This window comes from Allobosea sp. AAP35 (assembly GCF_001295925.1).
Classification (GTDB): Bacteria; Pseudomonadota; Alphaproteobacteria; order Rhizobiales; family Beijerinckiaceae; genus Allobosea.
Genome location: NZ_LJHQ01000037.1, coordinates 164,687 through 184,448 on the forward strand (window position 1 = coordinate 164,687; position 19,762 = coordinate 184,448).

Consider the following 19,762-nt stretch of genomic DNA (forward strand, 5'->3'; position numbering starts at 1 on the left):
CACGCGACCGCGGCGACAGGCTGCGGTCTGTGATGAACCATGTCGCAGCCGCTGCCAAGTCGGCACGTGCACCGCATGCGCGCCGAACCTTTTGCACCTCACCGGGTTTTTCCTTCCGGCCGTCTTTGGGCCAGGGAGACAAGGGAGACGCGCATCATGACGGATATCGCACCGAACCATTCGATCCAGCAGCAGCCTGGTGATCGGCCCGACCTGCTGATCTTCGAGATCGTCGCCAAGATCACGGAAGCCGACATCGAATGGATGGCCGCCCGGGTCCAGACCGCGTTCGATACGGTCGAGACGATCGATATGCTGATCATCATGCGCCATTTCGAAGGGGCGGAGCTTGGCGCCATCTTCGACGCGGAGGCGATGAAGGCGCAGATGCGGTCGCTGCGCCATGTCCGCCGTTACGGCGTTGTGGGGGCGCCGTTCTGGGCGAAGGCGATGATCAATCTGTTCAGCCCGCTGACGCCGGTGGAGGAAAAGACCTTTTCGCTTGAGGAGGAGGCGCAGGCCCGCATCTGGATTTCGGCCCCTCACCCGGTGTCGCCGTAATCGGGACAAGGCGTGCTCCTGATCGAGATGTCCGGTTCCAACGGTTTCACTTTGCCTGTCTTGACCGCTGCCGAGCCGGCGGACCGCCTGGACCGTCGCTTCTTCGCGCGGCCGGCCGATCTCGTCGCCCGCGAATTGATCGGATGCAGCCTGATTTTCAAAGGTGTCGGCGGCGTCATCGTCGAAACCGAAGCTTATGACGACCAGGACCCGGCGTCCCACAGTGCCCGGGGGCCGACCGCGCGCAACCGCAGCATGTTCGGCCCGCCGGGCCATGCCTATCTCTACCGATCTTACGGGCTGCACTGGTGCTTCAACATCGTGTGCGGCGTCAGCCCAGGCGCTGGGGTTCTGGTACGCGCGCTGCATCCGGTCACCGGGATTATCGCGATGCGGCAGCGACGCGGCGACGGCCCCGACACGAAGCTCTGCGCGGGGCCGGGGCGGCTGTGCGCCGCGCTCGGCCTCGACGGTGCCTGGGACGGCCATGATTTGAGCCAGCCACCTTTCGCATTGCTGGCCGCCACCGAGAGACAGGATGTGCTGGCCGGCCCCCGTATCGGCATCTCGCGCGCGGTCGATGTGCCATGGCGCTTCGGGCTCGCCGGCTCGCCCTGTCTGAGCCGGCCGTTCGGCCGCTTCGTGAAACTGCCACCGGGTGATCTTGCTCCCTGAATGCCGAACGCCGCCGGCTTGGAGGCCGGCGGCGGACATGGTGGCGATCGGCGGTGGGCAAAAACCCGGTTACGGGGTCATCACAACCTTGATGCAGCCATCGGTCTTGTCGCGGAACTTCTCGTAGAGCCCCGGCCCCTCTTCGAGCGTCGCGCGATGCGTGATGACGAAGGTCGGATCGATCTCGCCATCAAGGATCTTCTCGAGCAGCGGGGCGAGATAGCGGTGGGTGTGTGTCTGCCCGGTGCGGATGGTGATGCCCTTGTTCATCAGCGCGCCGAAGGGCAGCTTGTCGAGAAAGCCGACATAGACGCCCGGCACCGAAAGGGTGCCGCCCTTGCGGCAGGACATGATCGCCTCACGCAGGACATGGGGCCTGTCGGTGCCGAGGAACATCGCCGCCTTGACCTTGTCGACCACGGCATCGACCGACCCACCCGCATGGGCTTCGGCGCCGACCGCGTCGATGCAGCGATCGGGACCGCGGCCCTTGGTCATCTCCATCAACCGGTCATAGACATCGACCTCGTCGAAGTTGATGAGTTCGGCCTTGCCATAGGTCGCCGCCATCTGCAGCCGCTCGGGAACATTGTCGATCGCAATGACGCGGCCGGCCCCGAGCATCCAGGCGGATTGCATCGCGAACTGGCCGACCGGGCCGCAGCCCCAGACAGCGACGGTGTCGCCAGGCTCGATCTCGGCGTTCTCGGCTGCCATGTAGCCGGTTGGGAAGATGTCCGACAGAAACAGGACCTGCTCGTCGGGAATGCCGTCGGGGATCTTGATCGGTCCGACATCGGCGAAAGGCACGCGCAAAAACTCGGCCTGGCCGCCGGCATAGCCACCCAGCATATGGGAATAGCCGAACAGCCCGGATGGCGAATGGCCCATGGCCTTGCGGGCCATTTCGGCATTGGGGTTGGAGCGGTCGCAAAGCGAGAACATCGACTTCTTGCAGAAGAAGCATTCGCCGCAGGCAATGTTGAACGGCACCACAACGCGATCGCCGACCTTCAGCTTGGTGACGCCGGAGCCGACCTCGACGACTTCGCCCATGGTCTCGTGGCCAAGGATATCGCCGCTTTCCATGGTCGGCATGTAGCCGTCAAAGAGATGCAGGTCCGAACCGCAGATCGCGCAGGAGGTCACCTTGATGACGACGTCGCCCGCGTCCTGGATGGTCGGATCGGGGACGGTGTCGCAGCGGATATCGCCTTTGCCGTGCCAGCAGAGAGCTTTCATATGTTTGGGTCCTTCACGGGCCCCCCCAGCCGTGAACGTGGCCGGCTTGCAGACGTTCCGGTCGGATGGGGCTTTTGCACTGGCCCGTCACCGTCTGTCCTTGGGGAACATCTGTCATGGCTGGCCGTATAGTGGGCACCACGTCAGGCTGCCGGAGCATTCATGAACATCGCGATGTCACCAAAGGCCAGCCTGCTGCTGTCGCTGATCGCCGCGATCTGGGCGGGATCGGCTCTGCCGGCGCTGGCGATCACGGCTGCCGAGATCAATGCCGTGACCTTTGCCGACCGGAACCGGCAACAGGCCGAGGGTCCCGATCCCTTCATCGTCAAGGCGCAGGTCCTCTTGAGCCGGCGCAGTGTCTCGCCCGGTGTCATCGATGGTCTCGACGGCGAGAACTTCCGCAAGGCGGTGGCTCAGTTCCGGCGCCAGCAGCGGCTGCCGGCGGGCGACGAACTCGACGAATTGGCCTGGCTCGGCCTCGGCGGCGAGACCTCCGTCGACGTCATCGCGACCTATGCGCTGACCGAGCAGGATGTCGCCTATGACTATGTCGCCGAAGTCCCGCGCGATTACGCGGAGCAGGCGCAGATGAAGCGGCTGTCCTATACCAGCCCGCCGGAGATGCTGGGAGAGCGCTTTCACATGAGCGAGGCGCTGCTCGTCGCGCTCAATCCCGGTGAGGGCTTTGGGACTGCCGGGACCCCTATCCTTGTCGCCTCGGGGTTGCGCACGCCCGAAAAGGGCGTTGCGGCGCGGATCGATGCCGTGAAGAGCACGGGTATGGTGCTGGTCTTCGGAGCGGCGGGTCAGGTGCTCGCAAGTTATCCCGCTACGATCGGCAGCGACGACACGCCTTCGCCCTCGGGCGAATTCACCATCGAGCGCGTCGTGCGCAATCCGAACTACACCTACAATCCCGAGAAGAACTTCCAGCAGGGTCGAAATACCAAAGTGCTGGTTCTGCCTCCCGGTCCTAACGGGCCTGTCGGCACGGTCTGGATCGCGCTGTCGAAGCCGACCTTCGGCATTCACGGCACTCCCGAGCCGGCGAAGGTCAGCAAGACCAATTCGCATGGTTGCGTCCGTCTGACCAATTGGGATGCGCAGGAACTGGCCGATCTGGTGACCGTCGGCGTGCCGGTTCGCTTCGTCGATTGAAACGAGACCATGGACGTCATCCCGCTGATCGGATACCTCGCGGCAGCCTGCTCGGTCACGAGCTTCGTGCCGCAGGCCTATAAGATCATCCGCACGCGCGACACTACAGCCCTGTCACCACCGATGTATGCCTTGACGACAACCGGCTTCCTGCTCTGGACCGTCTATGGCATCGGGCAGGGGCAATGGCCGCTGATCCTGACCAATGCGATCTGCTTCGTCCTGGCTGCCTTCATACTGGTGATGACGCTGCTCCCGGCAACGAAGAAGGATGCCGTAGCGGATGCGCTGACACCGCAGGACTGATCGGCCGCACGATCGCGTGCTGGGCTCGCCCAAGCGTCTCAGCGCAAAAACGCGGCGATCCCGCCTTATCGGGCTGGCGCGGGGCGCTGTGCCTCGACATCATCGGCGTCATCGCGTTCTGGCGGGGATAAAGTGCGGTCCGGCGTGCGGGGCGGCCGTCCCCGCATGACATAGCTGTCGTGCCGTGGAGCCGTGGTCAGCTGCTCGACCCTGTCGTGGAAGGGTGAGAGCACGCAGACGGGGTCGGTGTTGCGGGCATCGCCGGTCAGCGCCATCGCCTGGCAGCGGCAGCCGCCGAAATCGATCTCGCGCCGGTCGCAGCTCCGGCAGGGCTCCACCATCCAGTCGGTGCCCCGAAAGGCGGCGAAGGCGGGCGAGCCGTGCCAGATCTCATCGAGGGCGTGTTCGCGAACGGACCAGAAGGACAGGCCCGGGATCGATTGCGCGGCATGGCAGGGCAGCACCAGCCCGCGCGGCGTGACGTTGAGCGATTGCCGGCCCCAGCCATTCATGCAGGGCTTCGGGTAGCGGGCAAAGTGATCGGGCGGGACATAGTCGATGGTGATGTCGCGTGCGGTGCGCTCGCGCAGGGCGGGGAGTTGTTCGCGCGCGGCCAGTGCGTCGGCGAGGTCGGGCATCAGCGCCTCGCGGTTGCGGGCAGCCCAGCCATAATACTGCGCATGGGCAAGCTCGACCCGCCCCGCACCCATGGCGATCACCTCATCGACCAGGGCGCTCATGCTGGCGATATTGCCCCGGTGCAGCACGGCATTGACCGTGAGCGGCAGACCGGCGTCGATGACCCAGGCGGCAAAATCGCGCTTGCGCTGGTGCGAGCCGCGCAAGCCCGCAATGCGATCGGCGTTTGCGGCCCCGACATCCTGGACGGAGAGCTGGACATGGTCGAGGCCCGCTTGTGCCAGTTCCGACAGACGCGCCTTGTCGAGGCCGATGCCCGAGGTGATGAGGTTGGTGTAAAGGCCAAGCTGCGCTGCGGCTGCGACGAGTTCGACGAGATCATGTCGCGCCGCCGGTTCGCCGCCGGAGAGGTGCAGCTGCAGGATGCCCAGCGCCGCCGCCTGTTCGAAGACGCGAATCCAGTCGGCCGTCGCCAGTTCGTCGGCCTTGCGGTCGAGTTCGAGCGGGTTCGAGCAATAGGGACAGGCAAGCGGGCAGCGATGGGTGAGCTCGGCCAGCAATGCGAAGGGGGCTGGCGCGGTCACGGTCGTTCCACCAGGCGGCGCGTCACGAGATCGTCGATCAGGGCGCTGGCCTCCCGCTCGATGCGGCCGCGATCGACCGCGTAGCGGGACGCGAGGACATCGACGATATCGGCAAGGCTGCGCTGCCCGTCGCAGAGTTCGAGAATGGCCGCCGATGACGCGTTGACGCGCAGCACATGTTCGGGAGCAAGCAGATTGAACCCGCCCCGGACCCGGTCGATTTGCAGGCGAACCCCCCTGGCGAGTTTCGGGCGAGAGTCCGCCGTGATCATAACGCCGCCCGGAAGGCGCCCGGCGGCGTCTGGCCGCCTTCGCCATAGGCATGATCGAGCGCATCCAGCATCGCCCAGAGCACGTCGCATTTGAATTCGAGTGCCGCGATCACCGCCTGCTGGTCGGCCGGCGTCACGGCGTGGGCGGTGACATAGGCCAGGGCGCTTTCGACATCGCGCGAGGCCTGTTGCGGCCGCTGCGTGAAATAGCTCAGGCTCTCGGCGCTGACGAAATCGTAATGCGCCAGCATCCCGGCGACGCGCGTCTTGATCACCTGTGGCGAAAACAATTCGGTCAGGGACGACGCCACCGCCTCCAGCAAAGGGCGCTCTCGGACGAAGCCGATATAGGCACCGACCGCAAAGCGCGTCGCCGGCAGAACGCCCTTGAAGGCGATCACATCCGCCCGGGCGAAGCCCAGGCTCTCGCAGAGCCGCAGCCAGCGCTCGATTCCGCCCTCGCCATCGGCGCCCCCGTCATGATCGACGAGGCGCTGGCGCCAGTCGCGCCGCAGCGCCGGATCGTCAAGCCGCGCGATCAGGCTGGCGTCCTTGCGCGGGATCGCGGCCTGATAGGCATAGCGATTCAAGGCCCAGGCCTGGACCTCGGTCCTGCTGCAGCGGCCGGCATGAAGCCGCAGATGAAATGGGTGCTTGTCGTGATAGCGCCGGGCTCCGACCTCGCGCAGCGCATCCAGCAGGGCTTCCGGCGACAGCAGGGTCACAGCGCGATCTCCAGCCCGTCATGGGCAATTTCGACCCCGGCACTCTGGACCAGAGCGCGCTCGCGCGAGCCCTCGATCAGCACGGGGTTGCTGTTGTTGATATGGGTGTAGATCTTGCGGGAGGCGGGCAGGCTGGCAAGCCAGTCAAGCGAGCCGCCCGGGCCGGTCATCGGCATGTGACCCATCCGCCGGCCGGTCTTTTCGCCCAGGCCGCTGCGCCGCATTTCGTCGTCATCAAACAACGTGCCGTCGAAGAGGATGATATCGGCGCTCTCGGCATGGTGCCTCACGCTGTCGGTCAGCGCGGCGCAGCCAGGAATGTAGACGAGCCGGGCATGAGGCCCCGCGACCGAAAGACCGGCGGTTTCGCCTGCCTCGCTCTCGGTGACGGGATTTGAATCTTCGAGATACAGCGGGGCTTTACCGGGCACGACGAAGAGCCTCATCGCGATTGCGTGTTTGCTGTGAAACAGCGCCTCGGGCTCCGGGCTTTTCCAATCCGCGCTCAGGGGCTGCAGCATCGGATTGGCCGCGATGGCCGAGCGGACCGGTTCGAGCGCCCAAATTTCAAATGCGTGCCGCTCCCGCAGCGACAGCAATCCAGCGACATGGTCGATCTCCGCGCTGGTCAGCACCACGCTGGTGATCGGCGAATGCCTGGTCTCCTGCGGCCAGAGTGCCGGCGTGGCGCGTAGCTGCTGGTTGATGTCGGGCGAGGCGTTGACGAGGACGCAGCCCTCCTCGTCGATCAAGGCCAGCGAGGCTTGTGTTCGCCACGAAACACGCGGATCGCGCGCCCAGGCCAATTCGCACTGGGCGCAGCGACAATTCCATTGCGGAAAGCCGCCGCCCGCGGCGGAGCCGAGAACGACGGCCTTCATCGATGGTCAGCGATCGGTATCGATTGCGGCTGTGACGGCCGGCACGGCGTGAAGGTCGTCGCCTTCGCTCGATGGTGCATAGGCGGTCACTTCCATGCCGCAGGCGATGTCTTCGATCGTCGGGGTTTCCCAGGTCATCATCGTCTCCTTATGGCTGAGGTGAAGGAACGTAACAGGCCAGCGATTGATCCGCGGTGGCTTGAAGGGTCGGGACACGAAATGTTGATCAGCGCATAGCCTGGCGCAATCTGGCCGTTTCGCCCTCCCCGAGGGGCGTCAAGCCGATGCGCTGCGTGCCAGACGCGAAAACACGAGGCCGCCGATCAGCCCCGTGGCCGACATCGTCAGAAGGCCGATCTCGCCGCGCACGGCGGCGACCAGCGTCGGCATCGGGGTGAAATACCCCATCAGCGAGAAGGCCGCCCAGATTCCGAGGAACCCGGCCAGGGCATAGACCAGTGCCGCCGGCGCCGGCACGAAGCGCGATGCGACGAAGGCTGCAGCGAAGGCGGGCAGGAACGCCGCGGCGGCGATCGCGCCCATCACCGGGCCAAAGCCGAGGAGATCCTGGGCGGTCGTCCTGAGATGCAGCGCCCCGGTCACCGGGCCCCCCATCTGCGCAATCGCGGCCAGGTTGAATTGCGTCTGCGCGATGCTGCCGAGGATGGCGGTGATGACCACTGCGACGAGGAATGCGATCAGAAGCCGCACGGCACTTTTGGTCGTCATCCGCGTTCTCATCCTCGGCCACAGCGCGTTGCAATCATCCGCACCGGTGCGGTCTTTCGGCATTTGGGAGAGATATCTTGAGGCGCAAGTGGACCGCATGGCTGACGGCCGCCGTTGTGATGGTCGCACCGGCCGTCCTGGCCGCCGATCCCGTGGCGCGGGTCGACCCTTCGCTCTACCGGGTCGAGACGATGGTGGCCGGGCTGGAGCGTCCGTGGTCGGTCGCCATCCTGCCCGACGGGCGCATGCTGATCACGGAACTGCCCGGGCGGCTGCGGCCGGCGCCTCTCGACGGTCTGCCGCCGATCTATGTCGGCGGCCAGATGGGGCTGATGGATGTCGCGCCCGACCCCGATTTCGCCAGCAACAGCCTGATCTATCTGACGCTCGCTTATGGCACGCCGTCGGCCAACAATGCCCGGCTGGTCAGGGCGAAGCTCGATGGCGACCGCCTCTCGGACGTCACCATCCTGTTCAGCGCGACGCCCAAATCCGGCCATTCCAACAATGGCAGCCGCATCGCGTTTCTGCGTGACAAGACGCTGATCATGACGCTTGGCGACGGGTTCGACAGACGCGAGGCGGCTCAGGACCCGTCCAACCATCTCGGCAAGATCGTGCGCCTGAACCGGGACGGCAGCGTGCCGGGGGACAACCCGCTGGCGGGGCGCCCCGGCACAGCGCCGGAGATCTTCAGCCTCGGCCACCGCAATGTGCAGGGCGTGGCGGTCGATCAGGCCACGGGCGCGCTTCTGGTGTCGGAGCACGGGCCGCGTGGCGGCGACGAGATCAACGACGTCCGGGCCGGGCTCAATTACGGTTGGCCGCTGATCACCGGCGGTCGCGACTACAGCTTCGCCCAGGTGACGCCGTTCCGGGCGCTGGCGGGTTTCGAGCCGCCGCTGCTCGAATGGACGCCCTCGATCGCGCCTGCCGGGCTTGCGATCTATGACGGTGCGCTGTTTGCCGGCTGGCGCGGCGACTTGCTGGTGCCCGCCCTGGTCGAGCGCGCGGTGCGGCGGGTGCGACGCGAGAAGGGCCGGATCACTGGCCAAGAACTGCTGCTGGCCGAACTTGGCGAGCGGATACGTGACGTCCGCGTCGCACGCGATGGCGCGCTGCTCGTGCTGACGGACGGGCCGAAAGGGAGTTTGCTGCGCGTGGTCCCGACAACCCCGCGGTAAAGGCGCGTCTCCTCGTCAATCCGGCACTTTGAGATGGTGCAGGCGGGTCGGCTGCCGCAGCAGGTAGCCGCCGCCCTTCACATGCTCGGCGAGAATGTCGAAACGCTTCATCACCCTTCCGCGTTCCTCCAGCGCCCTGTCCTTGAGCGCGGGGTCGGCGCCGACAACGCGATCGATGAAGTGCGAGACCGTCGTATAGGTCTCCACTCTGTCATACTCACGGGAGGCGACGAGGTGCAGTGACCGGCTGCGCAAAGCGGCTGCGATGGCATCCTGCACAGCCAAACGAAACGGCGTTTTGTCCTCGATCGGCCGCATCGATTGAAAGAACGTCCCCTCGGGCAGCGGCTCGGCGATGATGACGGCGCCGCCCGGCTCGACAATGCGGGCCGCCTCCGTGAGGGCTCCCGCCAGGCCTTCGAGAGGGACATGGCGCAGGCTGTCGATATAGATCGCCGCATGCACCGCGTTGTCGGTGAAGGGCAGGCGGGCTGCGGTTGCCTGCCGCAGGATCGCCGTCGGCGCCATCCTGCGTGCCTCGGCCAGGACCGTTTCGTCGGCATCGATGCCGGCGACCCTGGCTCCGCTCTCGGCCAGTGCCTTCAGCAGGATGCCGCGCCCGCAGCCGACCTCGACGATGCGCCGCTCCTCGAGGGGGGAGAGGATCGCCTTGATGACCCTGAGTGTATCATCGACGGGGCGTGCACGCATAGCGTTCGGGCCTGATGGAGACGCGCGAGCCTAACGCCAGACAACTGCCGGTAGACAAGCCTTGCATGCTGCCGCTTCACAAATGCTGTGCATATCGGCGCCTGGGATGAGCACAGCCTAGCCTAGCCTAGCCGGTGAGCGCAGCAAGCTTGGACAGGTCTATATTTGCGCCGCAGACCAGTATGCCAAGCCGCTCGCCGGCTGCCGGCCGATAGGCGCCGCAGAGCAGGGCGCCGAGCGCGGCCGCGCCACCGGGCTCTACCGCCAGCCGGAAGTCGCGCCAAAGCGTGACCTGCGCTTGGGTGATGGCGGCATCGGGGATGAGGACGACGTGGTCGACGCTGTCCTTGCAGACCTCGTAGACCAGCGGGCCGACGTTGCGGGCGCCCAGCGAATCGGCGGCGAGCGAGGCAACCTTGACCTCGACCGGTCCCTTCGCCTCCAGCGCCGCCTGCAGGGCGCGCGAACCTTCCGGCTCGACGCCGACGACCTTGACCTTGGTGCCGGCAAACCAGGCGGCGATGCCGGAGATCAGCCCGCCGCCGCCGACCGCGACCAGCACGGTGTCGAGATCGGGTTCCTGATCCTGCCATTCCCGGCCGAGCGTGCCCTGGCCGGCGATGGTTTCCTTGGCCGCAAAGGGATGGATCTTGAGCGCGCCGGTGTCGGCGACGAAGCGGTCGCAGGCCGCCTGCGCGTCGTCATACTGCGCGCCGCCGATGACGACCTGCGCGCCGAAGCGGCGGATCGCCTCGATCTTGGCGGCAGGCGAAATCTCGGGGACGAAGATCGTCGCCTTCACGCCGCGTGCCCTTGCGGCATAGGCGACGGCCGCGCCGTGATTGCCGCCCGACGCCGCTGAGACGCCGGCTGCCGGCACGTCGAGCGACAGCAGGTTGTTGAAGGCGCCGCGTGTCTTGAAGGAGCCGGCATGCTGCAGGCATTCGAGCTTCAGCGAGATGTCGGCATCCGAGTCGAAAGCACCCGTTCCCAGCCGCATCACGGGTGTGACGCGGGCTTGGCCGGCAATGCGCTGCGCGGCAGCCTCGATCATGGCATGCGGCACGGGGCGGTCGGTCATGACAGTGTCTCCTCAAGCATGCGGTCCGGCGTGAAGCTCCAGATCGCGATCTCGAGACCGTGCCTATCGTGTCCGATCTCGCGCGGGAAGGCGCGGCCGCGCCCGGCATGCATGTGCTTTGCGACCACGAGCCCGGCCAACGCATCGAGCAGATCGTCCGGCTGGGCTCCCCGGGGCGGGGGGCCTGCCAGCACGGCCTCCGGCAGCCCTTCCGCCCGCAACAAGGCTAGCCTTTCGGCGCGTCCCTCGGGGGCCCTCTTGGGAAAATCCAAAGGGCGGCCTCCATTCATCGACCAGAACGCAACCTCGGGGTGAACCTCCTTGACGCGGGCGGCGAGAGCAGGCGCGCCGACCAAGAGGCGGTCGATCTCGCGGATCTTGGGCAGGATCATGAAGGCCTGGCGGCTGAAACCGCGCCTGCCGTCACTGTCGCGGCGCGCGATCGCGCAGGCCTCGGCATGGGAGGCGGTGATGTCGGCCATACCGATCACGGGGCGATCGACGGCGTAGACCGCCGCGCGCGATGGCATGCTGAAGACGGAGCTTCGGCGCCGCCCCAGCACGGCGCGTGCCGCCTGCTCGGGGCCGCGCCCATCCCCGATGATGCGGTCGGGCAATCCGATCGGCATGTCGATGGCAATCAGGCAGGGGGCATGAACGCTGTTCACGATGTCTTCGAAGCGAGCGAAACAGGCGATCACGGGGCTTGTTTCCAAGTTTGCATCGGCGATTGCCGCAATCCAGCCCGCCTTGCAGCCGTCCACCCCCGCGATCCAAGCCATGCACCTCCTCCTTCATCCGCCTTTCGCAGAACTGACGTTGCATGCGCGTCGCGTCTAGTGTGCAGTGCAGCGAACATCCGCCGCCGTCACGGCCGCTGGCGTCAGGAGATATCCCATGCCGATCCGACCGCGCCGCAGTGCGCTTTATATGCCGGGCTCGAATGCGCGCGCGCTCGAGAAGGCCCGCGACATTGCAGCCGACGCGCTGATCCTCGATCTGGAGGATGCGGTGGCCCCCGAAGCGAAAGCGGCGGCCCGAGACCAGGTCTGCGCGGCGGTGAAAGCCGGCGGCTATGGCCGGCGCGAGTTGGTGATCCGCACCAACAGCGTCGACACGCCCTGGTTCATGGATGATCTCGCAGCGGCGGTGGAAGCCAATCCCGACGCCATCCTGATCCCGAAGGTCTCGGCGCCCGAGACCCTGCAGCAGATCGGCGCGCAGTTGAACGGGCTCTGGGCGCAGCCGACGCTGCGGGTCTGGGCGATGATCGAGACGCCGCTCGCCATCCTCGATGCGGAGAAGATCGCCCGCGCCGCCCGCGATCCCCGTGCGCGGCTGGCCTGTTTCGTGATGGGCACCAACGACCTGGCGAAGGAAACGCGCGCTCGCTTCGTGCCGGGCCGCGCGCCGATGCTGCCCTGGCTGACCAGCGCGATCCTGGCGGCGCGGGCCTATGGCATCGACATCCTCGACGGGGTCTATAACGATCTGAAGGATGAGGCCGGCTTCAAGGTCGAGTGCGAACAGGGCCGCGATCTCGGTTTCGACGGCAAAACGCTGATCCATCCGGCACAGGTCGGGATCGCCAATACCGTGTTTGCACCCGATGCGGCGGAACTGGATCAGGCGCGGGCGATCATCGCCGCCTTCGCCGAGCCGGAAAATCAGGGCAAGGGCGCGATCCAGCTTGGTGGCCGCATGGTCGAATTGCTGCATGCCGAGATGGCGAAGCGGGTTGTGGCGCTCAGCCAGGCGATCGGGGGGTGAGGCCAGCGCGTCGTGGTCGGGCTTGACCCGACCAATTCAAGGCCATGACCGTGATGATGCTTCGTCCTGCGTGAGATTCCCGGGTCCACGCGGGCGCGGCCCGAGAATGACGCAATATCGTTACGCCTTGCCCGCCTTCGCCGCCTTGGCCCGTTCCATCGCCTCGACGATAAGTTCCTTGGCCTTCTTGGCGTCGCCCCAGCCGGCGAGCTTGACCCATTTGCCGGGCTCCAGATCCTTGTAGTGCTCGAAGAAGTGCTGGATCTGGTCGAGCGTGATCTTGGGCAAATCGGTGTAGTTGTGGACGTTCTCGTAGCGCTTGGTCAGCTTGGGGACCGGGACCGCGATGATCTTCTCGTCGCCGCCACCCTCGTCCTCCATCAGCATCACGCCGATCGGGCGCACCGCGATGTAGGAGCCGGGTATCAGAGGGCGGGTGTTGGCGACCAGCACGTCGCAGGGGTCGCCGTCCTCGGAGAGCGTGTGCGGGATGAAGCCGTAGTTTCCGGGGTAGCGCATCGGCGTGTAGAGGAAGCGGTCGACGAAGAGCGTGCCGGCCTCCTTGTCCATCTCGTATTTGATCGGCTCGCCGCCGATCGCCACTTCGATCACGACATTGACTTCTTCGGGGGGATTCTTGCCGATTGAGATGGCATCGAGGCGCATGTCTGTGGACCTGTCAGGATTGGAAACGGGCGTCTTATGAGGGCTTGAGTGGAAAACTCCAAGCCCGACGTTAGCACCAGGTTAACCGCGTCGATTTGCGCTTGTGCCGCTGCGCTGATATCGGGCAAGGCATGATATCTCATTCGAGCCGCGCCGGTCGCGCATCGTGCGGTTTGCGCTCGTGCTGAGCCGCCTGCGCCCAGATGAAGACCGCTATGCGCGGCGCATGGCGCGCATAGCGCGCTGGGACCGGCCCATCGAAAGCGGCGGCCAGCGCCTGCGCGCCTGGGCCAACATGCTGCTGGTCGATCATGGAATCTTCCGGCTGGCCTATCTCAACGCCCATCAGGTGACGCCGCGGCTGTGGCGCGCGGCCCAGCCGGCGCCGGGGCAGATCGCGTGGTTTGCCCGTCAGGGCGTCAAGACCATCGTCAATCTGCGCGGCGGGCGCGAGCACGGCTCCTGGCCGTTGCAGCGCGAAGCCTGCGAGCGGCATGGGATCGCGCTGGTCGATTTCGTGCTGCGCTCGCGCGGCGCGCCGGATCGCGAGACGATCCTGGCGGCGGGCGACTTCTTCGCCTCGCTGAAAGAGCCAGCGCTGGTTCATTGCAAATCGGGCGCGGACCGGGCCGGTTTCTTCTCGGCTCTCTATTTGCTCATTCACGAGGGGCGGTCATTGGACGAGGCCATGCGGCAATTGTCGCTGCGCTACGGCCATTTCCGTTTTGCCAAGACAGGCATCCTCGATGCGTTCTTCGACGCCTACCGTATCGAGGGGGCAGCCAAGGGCATCGCCTTCCTCGACTGGGCGCGCGACATCTACGATCCGGCCCGGCTCGAGAGCAGCTTCAGGCCAGGTTTGCTTTCGTCATTGCTGGCCGACCGCCTGATCCGCAGGGAGTAGTTCGGGTCAGGCCGCGGAACGTCCTTCGGGGACCTGCCCGGTGTCGTGTGCTTCGACCGGCTGGCTCCAGGCGAAGAGGATATGAGCCGCGGCGCGCGCTGCAGAGATCCAGCCCACGGCATACAGCAGATCCAGGGACAATGAGCCGAACCACAGGATGGTCCCGATGATCGCCACCAGTGCAACGGCATGGGACGCCAATTGCCAGGGGGTCGTGCGCGACAATGTGCTGACGTCATGCAACGTGTTGAACAAGGCCAAGCCGCCGTAGAACAGGGCCATGACGGCGATGACATGGCCGATGCCGGCCCATTTGCTGCCGTCGAAGACGAAACCGAACTGTTCCGCGCCGATCGCAATCGGCAGAAACATCCCGATCGCCGCCGCGATCAGACCGAGCGTAGCCCAGCGCACCCAGAATTGGCGCCGCTGGCCGCTGTGCTGGCGCAGTCCATTCATGACCAGCGGACCCGACACCATGCCGAACATCTGGGTCGGCATGTCGAGCAGGCGCATCGCCAGCGCGACCTGCGCCGCAAGCACGGGATCGGTGGCATAGGGAAGAGCCAGCAGCGGCGCCGTGGTGAAGCCGAAGGACAGCAGAGCGGCTGGCAGCAGAATGAAGGGCGCGTCGCTCCAGCGTCTCGCCCCCCAGGCAAGACCGCGCCGTGACCAGAGCCGGGGCTGGGCCAATGCGAACAAGCTGTCGCGACGCCGCCACAGGAGGTGGACGGCCGCCGCCACATGGCCGAGCGCATCCGCCAGAAACAGCGCCAGGGCTTTTGGCCCGAACAGGCCGATCAGCAGCAGCATGAGGACGGGCTGAACCAGCGCCTGCAGCACGTTGCTGTCACCGATGGCCTTGAAGTCGCCTTCGGCCGTCGCCTCGGCCCAGAGCAGACGAAGCACGGCGCGCGCGGAGAGCGACAGGAAGAAGATCAGGGCGACGAATGGCGCGATCCAGCCGAGTTGCACGACCACCGCCAGCGCGATCGCAACAAGGCACAGGAAAGCCACCCCACTCGTCACCGCGAGGCGAAAGGCGAGGCCAAGCTGGCTGCGATCGCCGCTGCGGAAGAAAACGGCTTCGAGCCGCATCAGGGCCGGAATGGAGACCAAGGTGGCCGCAGCCGAAAAGACCGCGAAGGCGGCGAAGACATGTGGCGGGCAGAAATAGGCGGCGACCAGCAGCCCCCAGACCGAGATCAGCCTTGCCTGCAGGAAGCGCAGGCCCAGCATCGCCGCCGAGCCCAGGCGCTGGCGCAGGAGGGGAACGCGGCTTGCGACGAAGCGACGCCCCTGCGCCAGGGCGAAGGCAGGCCGGCTGGGCGGAAAACTCGCCCTCTCCAAGATGACATGAGCGACCATGTCGATCCCTGTGGCTGGACCATCGGGCAGGTCGTCATCTCGTCTGTTGCCGCCTGGGACCGACGAAGCGGTGTCGGTACTGGCGTTCACGAAAACACGATCCTGAAGCCGCGATGCTGCGCCGTTATGGTTAAGAGCCGGTAAAGATCGGGCATGACAAGCCAGTGAAGGGCCTGAGGCCCGGGAGAGGCGAGCACAGACCGCATGAATCGGGCGGCTGCGTGGCCGCTCAGGCAAATTGCGCCTTCAAGCCTTCGAAACGCGCCAGCTGATCGGACAGCAGCACACGCTGGCTGTCGCGGCGCACGAATACCTTGAACATCACCTCGCCGGCACCGTTGAAGAACTGAACCGAGCAGACCCGGCGGCTCGGCAACTGGCGATCGACGACATAGATCGCGGCGCAGTTGGAGGCTTTGATATGCCCGCCGATCGGGCTGTCGCCATGGATATTGTAATAGCCATGGCCGAAGGAGCCGACCGGCAACGAGCCCTCGCATTCCAGCACGATGTCGGGGGTGTTGACGAGAAGCATCACCGCGCCCCAAGCGGCCAGTTCCTGCCAGAGCGCCTCGAAGCGCTCCGGTGCGATCAGGATGCGTCCCTCGGGGGGCAGCAGTTCGAGCACGGCGCGGGTGGAGACGCCGGTTTCGCGCGCCACCGTCTCGACCATGGCATCGGGCTTCTCGGCCAGCATCGCCCGGGCGCGCGCCAGCCCATCCTCCGCCGGAGCGGTCTGATCGATCGCCTGCGTGTCCGACATGTCCCGACTCATTCCGCCGCCTGGCGCGGCAGGTGTGGATTGATTTCGCTCAGCACGGTCTCGAAGCCCTCGAATTCCGGGTGGCCGAGGAAAAGCGGCTTTTCGCGCTTTTCACCGGCATTGCGATGCGAATCGCGGAACTGCTCCGACTTGGTCCAGGCGGTGAACTGGGCCTTCGAGGCCCAGGTGGTGTGGGAGGAGTAAAGGGTGTGATCCTCCTTCTCCGGGCCCTTCAGGAGATGGAAAGCCATGAAGCCCGGCATTTCGTCGAGTCGGGTCTTGCGCGTGGCCCAGACGGTTTCGAACGCGGTCTCCTCACCCTTGACGACCTTGAAGCGGTTCATGGCGATGAACATCGGGATTGTCCTGTTTTCTGGTTCCGATCAGCGGGCGGCCTGCGCCAGGGGCGTGCCGATACCGCATCGGCATCTTGCACGATGTCGCAGCCTTCGTCCCGCCCTTGACCGCTTCTAGTAAAGCTGAATATCAACGTCAACAACGCCATTGTCGTTTTCAGTTTTTAATAATTAAAAACTGCTGATTACTTGGTCATTGGCAATTGCGGTCGCGCTGATGCTGTCTTCGGATTTCGAGGAAGCTAGCGAGGCTGCCGATCGGGAGATTTGCGTCATGCTCATGCGTATCGGCTTTCCGGCCGACCGGCCCCGTCAGCCCGACCGGCGCGAGCTCTGCGCGGCGATCGGCCTGACCCTGCTGGCGGCGCTGAGCCTTTGGCTGCCGGGGCTGTCGGGGCCGGCGCTGGGGCAGGCGCCGCAGCGCGTCGTGGCCATCGGAGGCGTGATCACCGAGGTGATCTATGCGCTAGGCCGGCAGGATCGCATCGTCGGAGTCGATTCGACGAGCCAGTTCCCGGCCGAGGCGCTGCGCGACAAGGCCAATATCGGCTATGTCCGGGCCGTCTCGGCGGAGGGCGTCCTGTCGCTCAATCCCACGCTCGTGATGACGATCGAGGGCGCGGGGCCGCCGGGCGCGCTGTCGCTGCTTGGCGAATCCGGCGTCGGCATGGCCCGCATCCCCGAGGACACCAGTGCCGAGGGGGTCGCGGCCAAGATCGAGGCGATCGGCGCGGCGCTCGACGCCGCCGAGCCGGCGCGCCGGCTGGCGGCGCAGACGCAAGCGCGCTTTGCCGAGCTGGCGACGCTGCGGGGCACCATCGGCAAGCCGCGGCGGGTGCTGTTCGTGCTGTCGCTGCAGAATGGCCGCGTCATGGTCGGCGGGCGCAACAGTTCGGCGGATGCGATCATCCGCCATGCCGGAGCCGTCAACGTCGCCGACGCGATCGAGGGCTACAAGACCATGACCGACGAGGCGATCATGGCGGGCGCTCCCGACCTGGTCCTGATGATGCGCAACACCGCCAACCATGTGACCACGCCCGAGGAGCTGTTTGCGATGCCGGCCTTCGCCGAGACGCCGGCGGCCAGGCAGAAGCGGCTGGTCGCCATGGATGGGCTCTATCTGCTCGGCTTCGGGCCGCGCACGCCGCTGGCGGCGCGCGACCTGATGGCGGCGATCTACCCGGAAGCGGCGATCCCGCCACTGACAACCGCAAGCGCTCCGTGACGGTCGCCGCTTCCTCCGTCTCGCGCCTGCCGGCCGGTCTGGCTGCGCTCGTCGCCCGGCGGCGGCAGGTCGCGGGCCTGGCGGTCGGCGTCCTTGCGCTCGGCTGTCTCGTGCTGACCCTGGTGGCCATCGGGCAGGGCGCCATCACGATTGCCCCAGCGCGTGTCGCCGAGATCCTGTGGGCGCGGCTGGCCGGAAATGCGGCGCTGTTTGAGGGCCGCGACGTGCTCGTCGTCATGAACATCCGCCTGCCGCGGGTGCTGCTCGGCCTGCTGGTGGGCGCCGCGCTCGCGGTGTCGGGCGCGCTGATGCAGGGGTTGTTTCGCAACCCGCTGGCCGATCCCGGCCTTGTCGGCGTCTCGGCCGGGGCGGGTCTGGCGGCTGCGGCGACGATCGTGCTGGGCGACCGTTTTGTCACCGGCACGCAAATGAAGCTGCCCTTCGCCATCCTGCCGCTGGGCGCGTTTTGCGGCGGGCTGATCTCGACGCTGGCGCTTTATCTGATCGCGACGCGCCGGGGCCGCACCTCGGTGGCGACCATGCTGCTGGCGGGGGTCGCGCTCGGCGCCCTGGCTGGGGCCATGACCGGGCTGCTCGCCTTCATCTCCGACGACCGGCAGCTGCGCGACCTGACTTTCTGGTCGATGGGAAGCCTCGGGGGCGCGAGTTGGACCAAGCTTGCCGCAATCGCGCCGATCGTGATTCCGCTGCTGCTGGCGATGCCGTTCCTGGCACGCGGCCTCAACGGGCTGATGCTGGGCGAGGCGGAAGCCTATCACCTCGGCATTCCGGTTCAGCGCATCAAGGCGCTGGCGATCCTGCTGGTGGCGCTTGCGGTCGGAGCCAGCGTGGCGGCGGCGGGGCTGATCGGCTTTGTCGGCATCGTCGTGCCTCATCTGATCCGGCTGGCGGTCGGGCCCGATCACCGCCTGCTTTTGCCGCTCTCGGCGCTGGGCGGGGCGATGCTTCTCGTCGGCGCCGATATCGTCGCCAGGCTGATCGTGGCGCCGGCCGAACTGCCGCTGGGCATCGTCACCGCCGCGATCGGCGCGCCGTTCTTCCTGTGGCTGCTGCTGCGTCGCGCGGGGCCGCTCGATGTCTGAGCCGCTGACTCAAAACGCCCTTGTCTGCGCGCAGGGCCTCGGTTTCACCACCGGGGGCAAGACGCTGGTGCGCGACGCGACGCTCGATCTCGCTCCGGGCTCGACGACCATCCTCATCGGTCCCAACGGGGCCGGCAAGTCGACGCTGCTGAAGCTGATGACCGGTGAGGTCAGGGCGTCCGCCGGCCATGTCGCGATCGACGGTGAGGCCCTCACGGCCATCCCCGCCTGGCGCCTCGCCTGCCAGCGGGCGGTGATGGCACAGCATGCGCGGCTGGTGTTTCCGTTCAGCGTCTACGAGGTGGCAAGCCTGGGCGTCGACGGGATCGGCCGGGCGATGCCGCGCACGCGCCGCGACGCACTGGTGGGTGAATGCCTGGCGGCGGCAGGCGTGCTCGATCTCGCCGCGCGCCCCTACCAGACGCTGTCGGGCGGCGAGCAGCAGCGCGTGCAGTTTGCCCGCACGCTCGGCCAGATCGAGGCCGGGCGCAGCATCGCGGAGCGCCAGGCGCTGTTTCTCGACGAGCCGATCGCCAGCCTCGATTTGTGCCATCAGCTGGCCTTGCTCGACATGGCGCGTGCCATCGCTGCACGCGGCGTCGCGGTGCTGATCGTGTTGCACGACCTCAACCTGGCGGTGACCTATGCCGACCATCTTGTGGTGATGGACCGGGGTGCGATCATCGCGCAGGGCGCGCCCGCGCAGACGCTCGACGACGCGCTGTTGCGCCAGGTCTTCCGGGTCGATCTCTCGCTCAGCCGGGCGCCGGCGCCGGGGTTGCCCTTCCTGCTGCCGCAGCAGCATCGGGCGAATCCGGCCGCCTGAAGCGATTTGGGCAAATTGATCCGATTC

The 19,762-nt window shown here is 66.5% G+C and carries 23 protein-coding genes and 1 pseudogene; 10 read left to right on the forward strand and 14 right to left on the reverse strand.

All coding sequences use genetic code 11. From position 1 onward, the window contains the following. Positions 1-156: 156 nt before the first annotated feature. Positions 157-561 carry an STAS/SEC14 domain-containing protein gene (locus tag IP69_RS13045; RefSeq protein WP_054143247.1) on the forward strand — a complete coding sequence of 135 codons (405 nt, stop codon included), beginning with the start codon at positions 157-159 and terminating at the stop codon, positions 559-561. A 12-nt stretch (positions 562-573) separates the two neighbouring features. Further along, on the forward strand, positions 574-1,236 hold the full coding sequence (locus tag IP69_RS13050; protein WP_248306824.1) for a DNA-3-methyladenine glycosylase: 663 nt from the start codon (positions 574-576) through the stop codon (positions 1,234-1,236). A gap of 69 nt (positions 1,237-1,305) precedes the next feature. Here the strand turns inward: IP69_RS13050 and IP69_RS13055 are convergent, their stop codons facing one another. Next, positions 1,306-2,478 carry a zinc-dependent alcohol dehydrogenase gene (locus tag IP69_RS13055; protein ID WP_054143248.1) on the reverse strand — a complete coding sequence of 391 codons (1,173 nt, stop codon included), beginning with the start codon at positions 2,476-2,478 and terminating at the stop codon, positions 1,306-1,308. A 162-nt stretch (positions 2,479-2,640) separates the two neighbouring features. On the opposite strand from IP69_RS13055, the gene IP69_RS13060 reads away from it, so the two are divergent. Further along, positions 2,641-3,639 carry a L,D-transpeptidase gene (locus IP69_RS13060; protein WP_248306825.1) on the forward strand — a complete coding sequence of 333 codons (999 nt, stop codon included), beginning with the start codon at positions 2,641-2,643 and terminating at the stop codon, positions 3,637-3,639. A 9-nt stretch (positions 3,640-3,648) separates the two neighbouring features. After that, entirely contained in the window at positions 3,649-3,945 is a 297-nt protein-coding gene (locus IP69_RS13065; RefSeq protein WP_054143250.1) for a SemiSWEET transporter, read from the forward strand. Between the two features lie 197 nt (positions 3,946-4,142). Here the strand turns inward: IP69_RS13065 and pqqE are convergent. From pqqE to IP69_RS13090, 6 genes and pseudogenes are all read right to left on the reverse strand, one after another. Continuing rightward, positions 4,143-5,168, reverse strand: a pseudogene (gene pqqE, locus IP69_RS13070) (pyrroloquinoline quinone biosynthesis protein PqqE); the annotation flags it as partial. After that, positions 5,165-5,440 carry a pyrroloquinoline quinone biosynthesis peptide chaperone PqqD gene (gene pqqD, locus IP69_RS21880; RefSeq protein WP_054143251.1) on the reverse strand — a complete coding sequence of 92 codons (276 nt, stop codon included), beginning with the start codon at positions 5,438-5,440 and terminating at the stop codon, positions 5,165-5,167. The gene pqqD and the pseudogene pqqE, both read right to left, overlap by 4 nt. Then, positions 5,437-6,165 carry a pyrroloquinoline-quinone synthase PqqC gene (gene pqqC / locus IP69_RS13080; RefSeq protein ID WP_054143252.1) on the reverse strand — a complete coding sequence of 243 codons (729 nt, stop codon included), beginning with the start codon at positions 6,163-6,165 and terminating at the stop codon, positions 5,437-5,439. The genes pqqD and pqqC overlap by 4 nt, the downstream gene beginning before the upstream one ends. Further along, the gene (gene pqqB / locus IP69_RS13085; protein ID WP_054143253.1) at positions 6,162-7,046 is read right to left on the reverse strand and encodes a pyrroloquinoline quinone biosynthesis protein PqqB; all 885 of its coding nucleotides are present in this window, start codon (positions 7,044-7,046) and stop codon (positions 6,162-6,164) included. The genes pqqC and pqqB overlap by 4 nt, the downstream gene beginning before the upstream one ends. Positions 7,047-7,052: 6 nt before the next feature. Beyond that, positions 7,053-7,184, reverse strand: coding sequence for a pyrroloquinoline quinone precursor peptide PqqA (pqqA, locus tag IP69_RS22150; protein ID WP_197279846.1), 132 nt, complete (start codon positions 7,182-7,184; stop codon positions 7,053-7,055). 138 nt (positions 7,185-7,322) lie between these two features. Continuing rightward, positions 7,323-7,775, reverse strand: a complete 453-nt coding sequence (locus IP69_RS13090) for a hypothetical protein (protein ID WP_054143254.1) — start codon at positions 7,773-7,775, stop codon at positions 7,323-7,325. Between the two features lie 77 nt (positions 7,776-7,852). Between IP69_RS13090 and IP69_RS13095 the strand changes: the two genes are divergently transcribed. Further along, positions 7,853-8,959, forward strand: coding sequence for a PQQ-dependent sugar dehydrogenase (locus IP69_RS13095; protein WP_248306826.1), 1,107 nt, complete (start codon positions 7,853-7,855; stop codon positions 8,957-8,959). A gap of 15 nt (positions 8,960-8,974) precedes the next feature. On the opposite strand, the gene IP69_RS13100 is transcribed toward IP69_RS13095, so the two are convergent. The 3 genes from IP69_RS13100 to IP69_RS13110 all read right to left on the reverse strand — a co-directional run bounded on the left by IP69_RS13100 (position 8,975) and on the right by IP69_RS13110 (position 11,533). Next, positions 8,975-9,670, reverse strand: coding sequence for a class I SAM-dependent methyltransferase (locus tag IP69_RS13100; protein WP_054143256.1), 696 nt, complete (start codon positions 9,668-9,670; stop codon positions 8,975-8,977). A gap of 127 nt (positions 9,671-9,797) precedes the next feature. Next, positions 9,798-10,751 carry a threonine/serine dehydratase gene (locus tag IP69_RS13105; protein WP_082359284.1) on the reverse strand — a complete coding sequence of 318 codons (954 nt, stop codon included), beginning with the start codon at positions 10,749-10,751 and terminating at the stop codon, positions 9,798-9,800. Beyond that, on the reverse strand, positions 10,748-11,533 hold the full coding sequence (locus tag IP69_RS13110; RefSeq protein WP_054143257.1) for a DUF429 domain-containing protein: 786 nt from the start codon (positions 11,531-11,533) through the stop codon (positions 10,748-10,750). Before IP69_RS13110 ends, IP69_RS13105 begins: the two co-directional genes overlap by 4 nt. A 115-nt stretch (positions 11,534-11,648) precedes the next feature. Between IP69_RS13110 and IP69_RS13115 the strand changes: the two genes are divergently transcribed. Continuing rightward, on the forward strand, positions 11,649-12,521 hold the full coding sequence (locus tag IP69_RS13115; protein ID WP_054143258.1) for a CoA ester lyase: 873 nt from the start codon (positions 11,649-11,651) through the stop codon (positions 12,519-12,521). Between the two features lie 120 nt (positions 12,522-12,641). On the opposite strand, the gene ppa is transcribed toward IP69_RS13115, so the two are convergent. Beyond that, complete coding sequence (gene ppa, locus IP69_RS13120; protein WP_054143259.1) at positions 12,642-13,187, reverse strand: inorganic diphosphatase; 546 nt, start codon at positions 13,185-13,187, stop codon at positions 12,642-12,644. Between the two features lie 181 nt (positions 13,188-13,368). Between ppa and IP69_RS13125 the strand changes: the two genes are divergently transcribed. Beyond that, on the forward strand, positions 13,369-14,091 hold the full coding sequence (locus IP69_RS13125; protein ID WP_054143305.1) for a sulfur transferase domain-containing protein: 723 nt from the start codon (positions 13,369-13,371) through the stop codon (positions 14,089-14,091). A gap of 6 nt (positions 14,092-14,097) precedes the next feature. Here the strand turns inward: IP69_RS13125 and IP69_RS13130 are convergent, their stop codons facing one another. From IP69_RS13130 to IP69_RS13140, 3 genes are all read right to left on the reverse strand, one after another. Continuing rightward, on the reverse strand, positions 14,098-15,459 hold the full coding sequence (locus tag IP69_RS13130; RefSeq protein ID WP_054143260.1) for a hypothetical protein: 1,362 nt from the start codon (positions 15,457-15,459) through the stop codon (positions 14,098-14,100). A gap of 229 nt (positions 15,460-15,688) precedes the next feature. Further along, positions 15,689-16,222, reverse strand: a complete 534-nt coding sequence (hutX, locus tag IP69_RS13135; RefSeq protein WP_054143261.1) for a heme utilization cystosolic carrier protein HutX — start codon at positions 16,220-16,222, stop codon at positions 15,689-15,691. An 8-nt stretch (positions 16,223-16,230) separates the two neighbouring features. Further along, the gene (locus IP69_RS13140; RefSeq protein ID WP_054143262.1) at positions 16,231-16,578 is read right to left on the reverse strand and encodes an antibiotic biosynthesis monooxygenase; all 348 of its coding nucleotides are present in this window, start codon (positions 16,576-16,578) and stop codon (positions 16,231-16,233) included. A 274-nt stretch (positions 16,579-16,852) separates the two neighbouring features. Here IP69_RS13140 and IP69_RS13145 point away from each other — a divergent pair, with 274 nt between their 5' ends. The 3 genes from IP69_RS13145 to IP69_RS13155 all read left to right on the forward strand — a co-directional run bounded on the left by IP69_RS13145 (position 16,853) and on the right by IP69_RS13155 (position 19,735). Further along, positions 16,853-17,806: an ABC transporter substrate-binding protein gene (locus IP69_RS13145; RefSeq protein ID WP_248306827.1), complete on the forward strand. Its 954-nt coding sequence runs from the start codon at positions 16,853-16,855 to the stop codon at positions 17,804-17,806. 77 nt (positions 17,807-17,883) lie between these two features. Further along, on the forward strand, positions 17,884-18,909 hold the full coding sequence (locus tag IP69_RS13150) for an iron chelate uptake ABC transporter family permease subunit (RefSeq protein ID WP_248306828.1): 1,026 nt from the start codon (positions 17,884-17,886) through the stop codon (positions 18,907-18,909). Then, a complete protein-coding gene (locus tag IP69_RS13155) occupies positions 18,902-19,735 on the forward strand; it encodes a heme ABC transporter ATP-binding protein (protein WP_054143264.1) in 834 nt (277 codons plus the stop codon). The genes IP69_RS13150 and IP69_RS13155 overlap by 8 nt, the downstream gene beginning before the upstream one ends. Positions 19,736-19,762 lie beyond the last annotated feature (27 nt).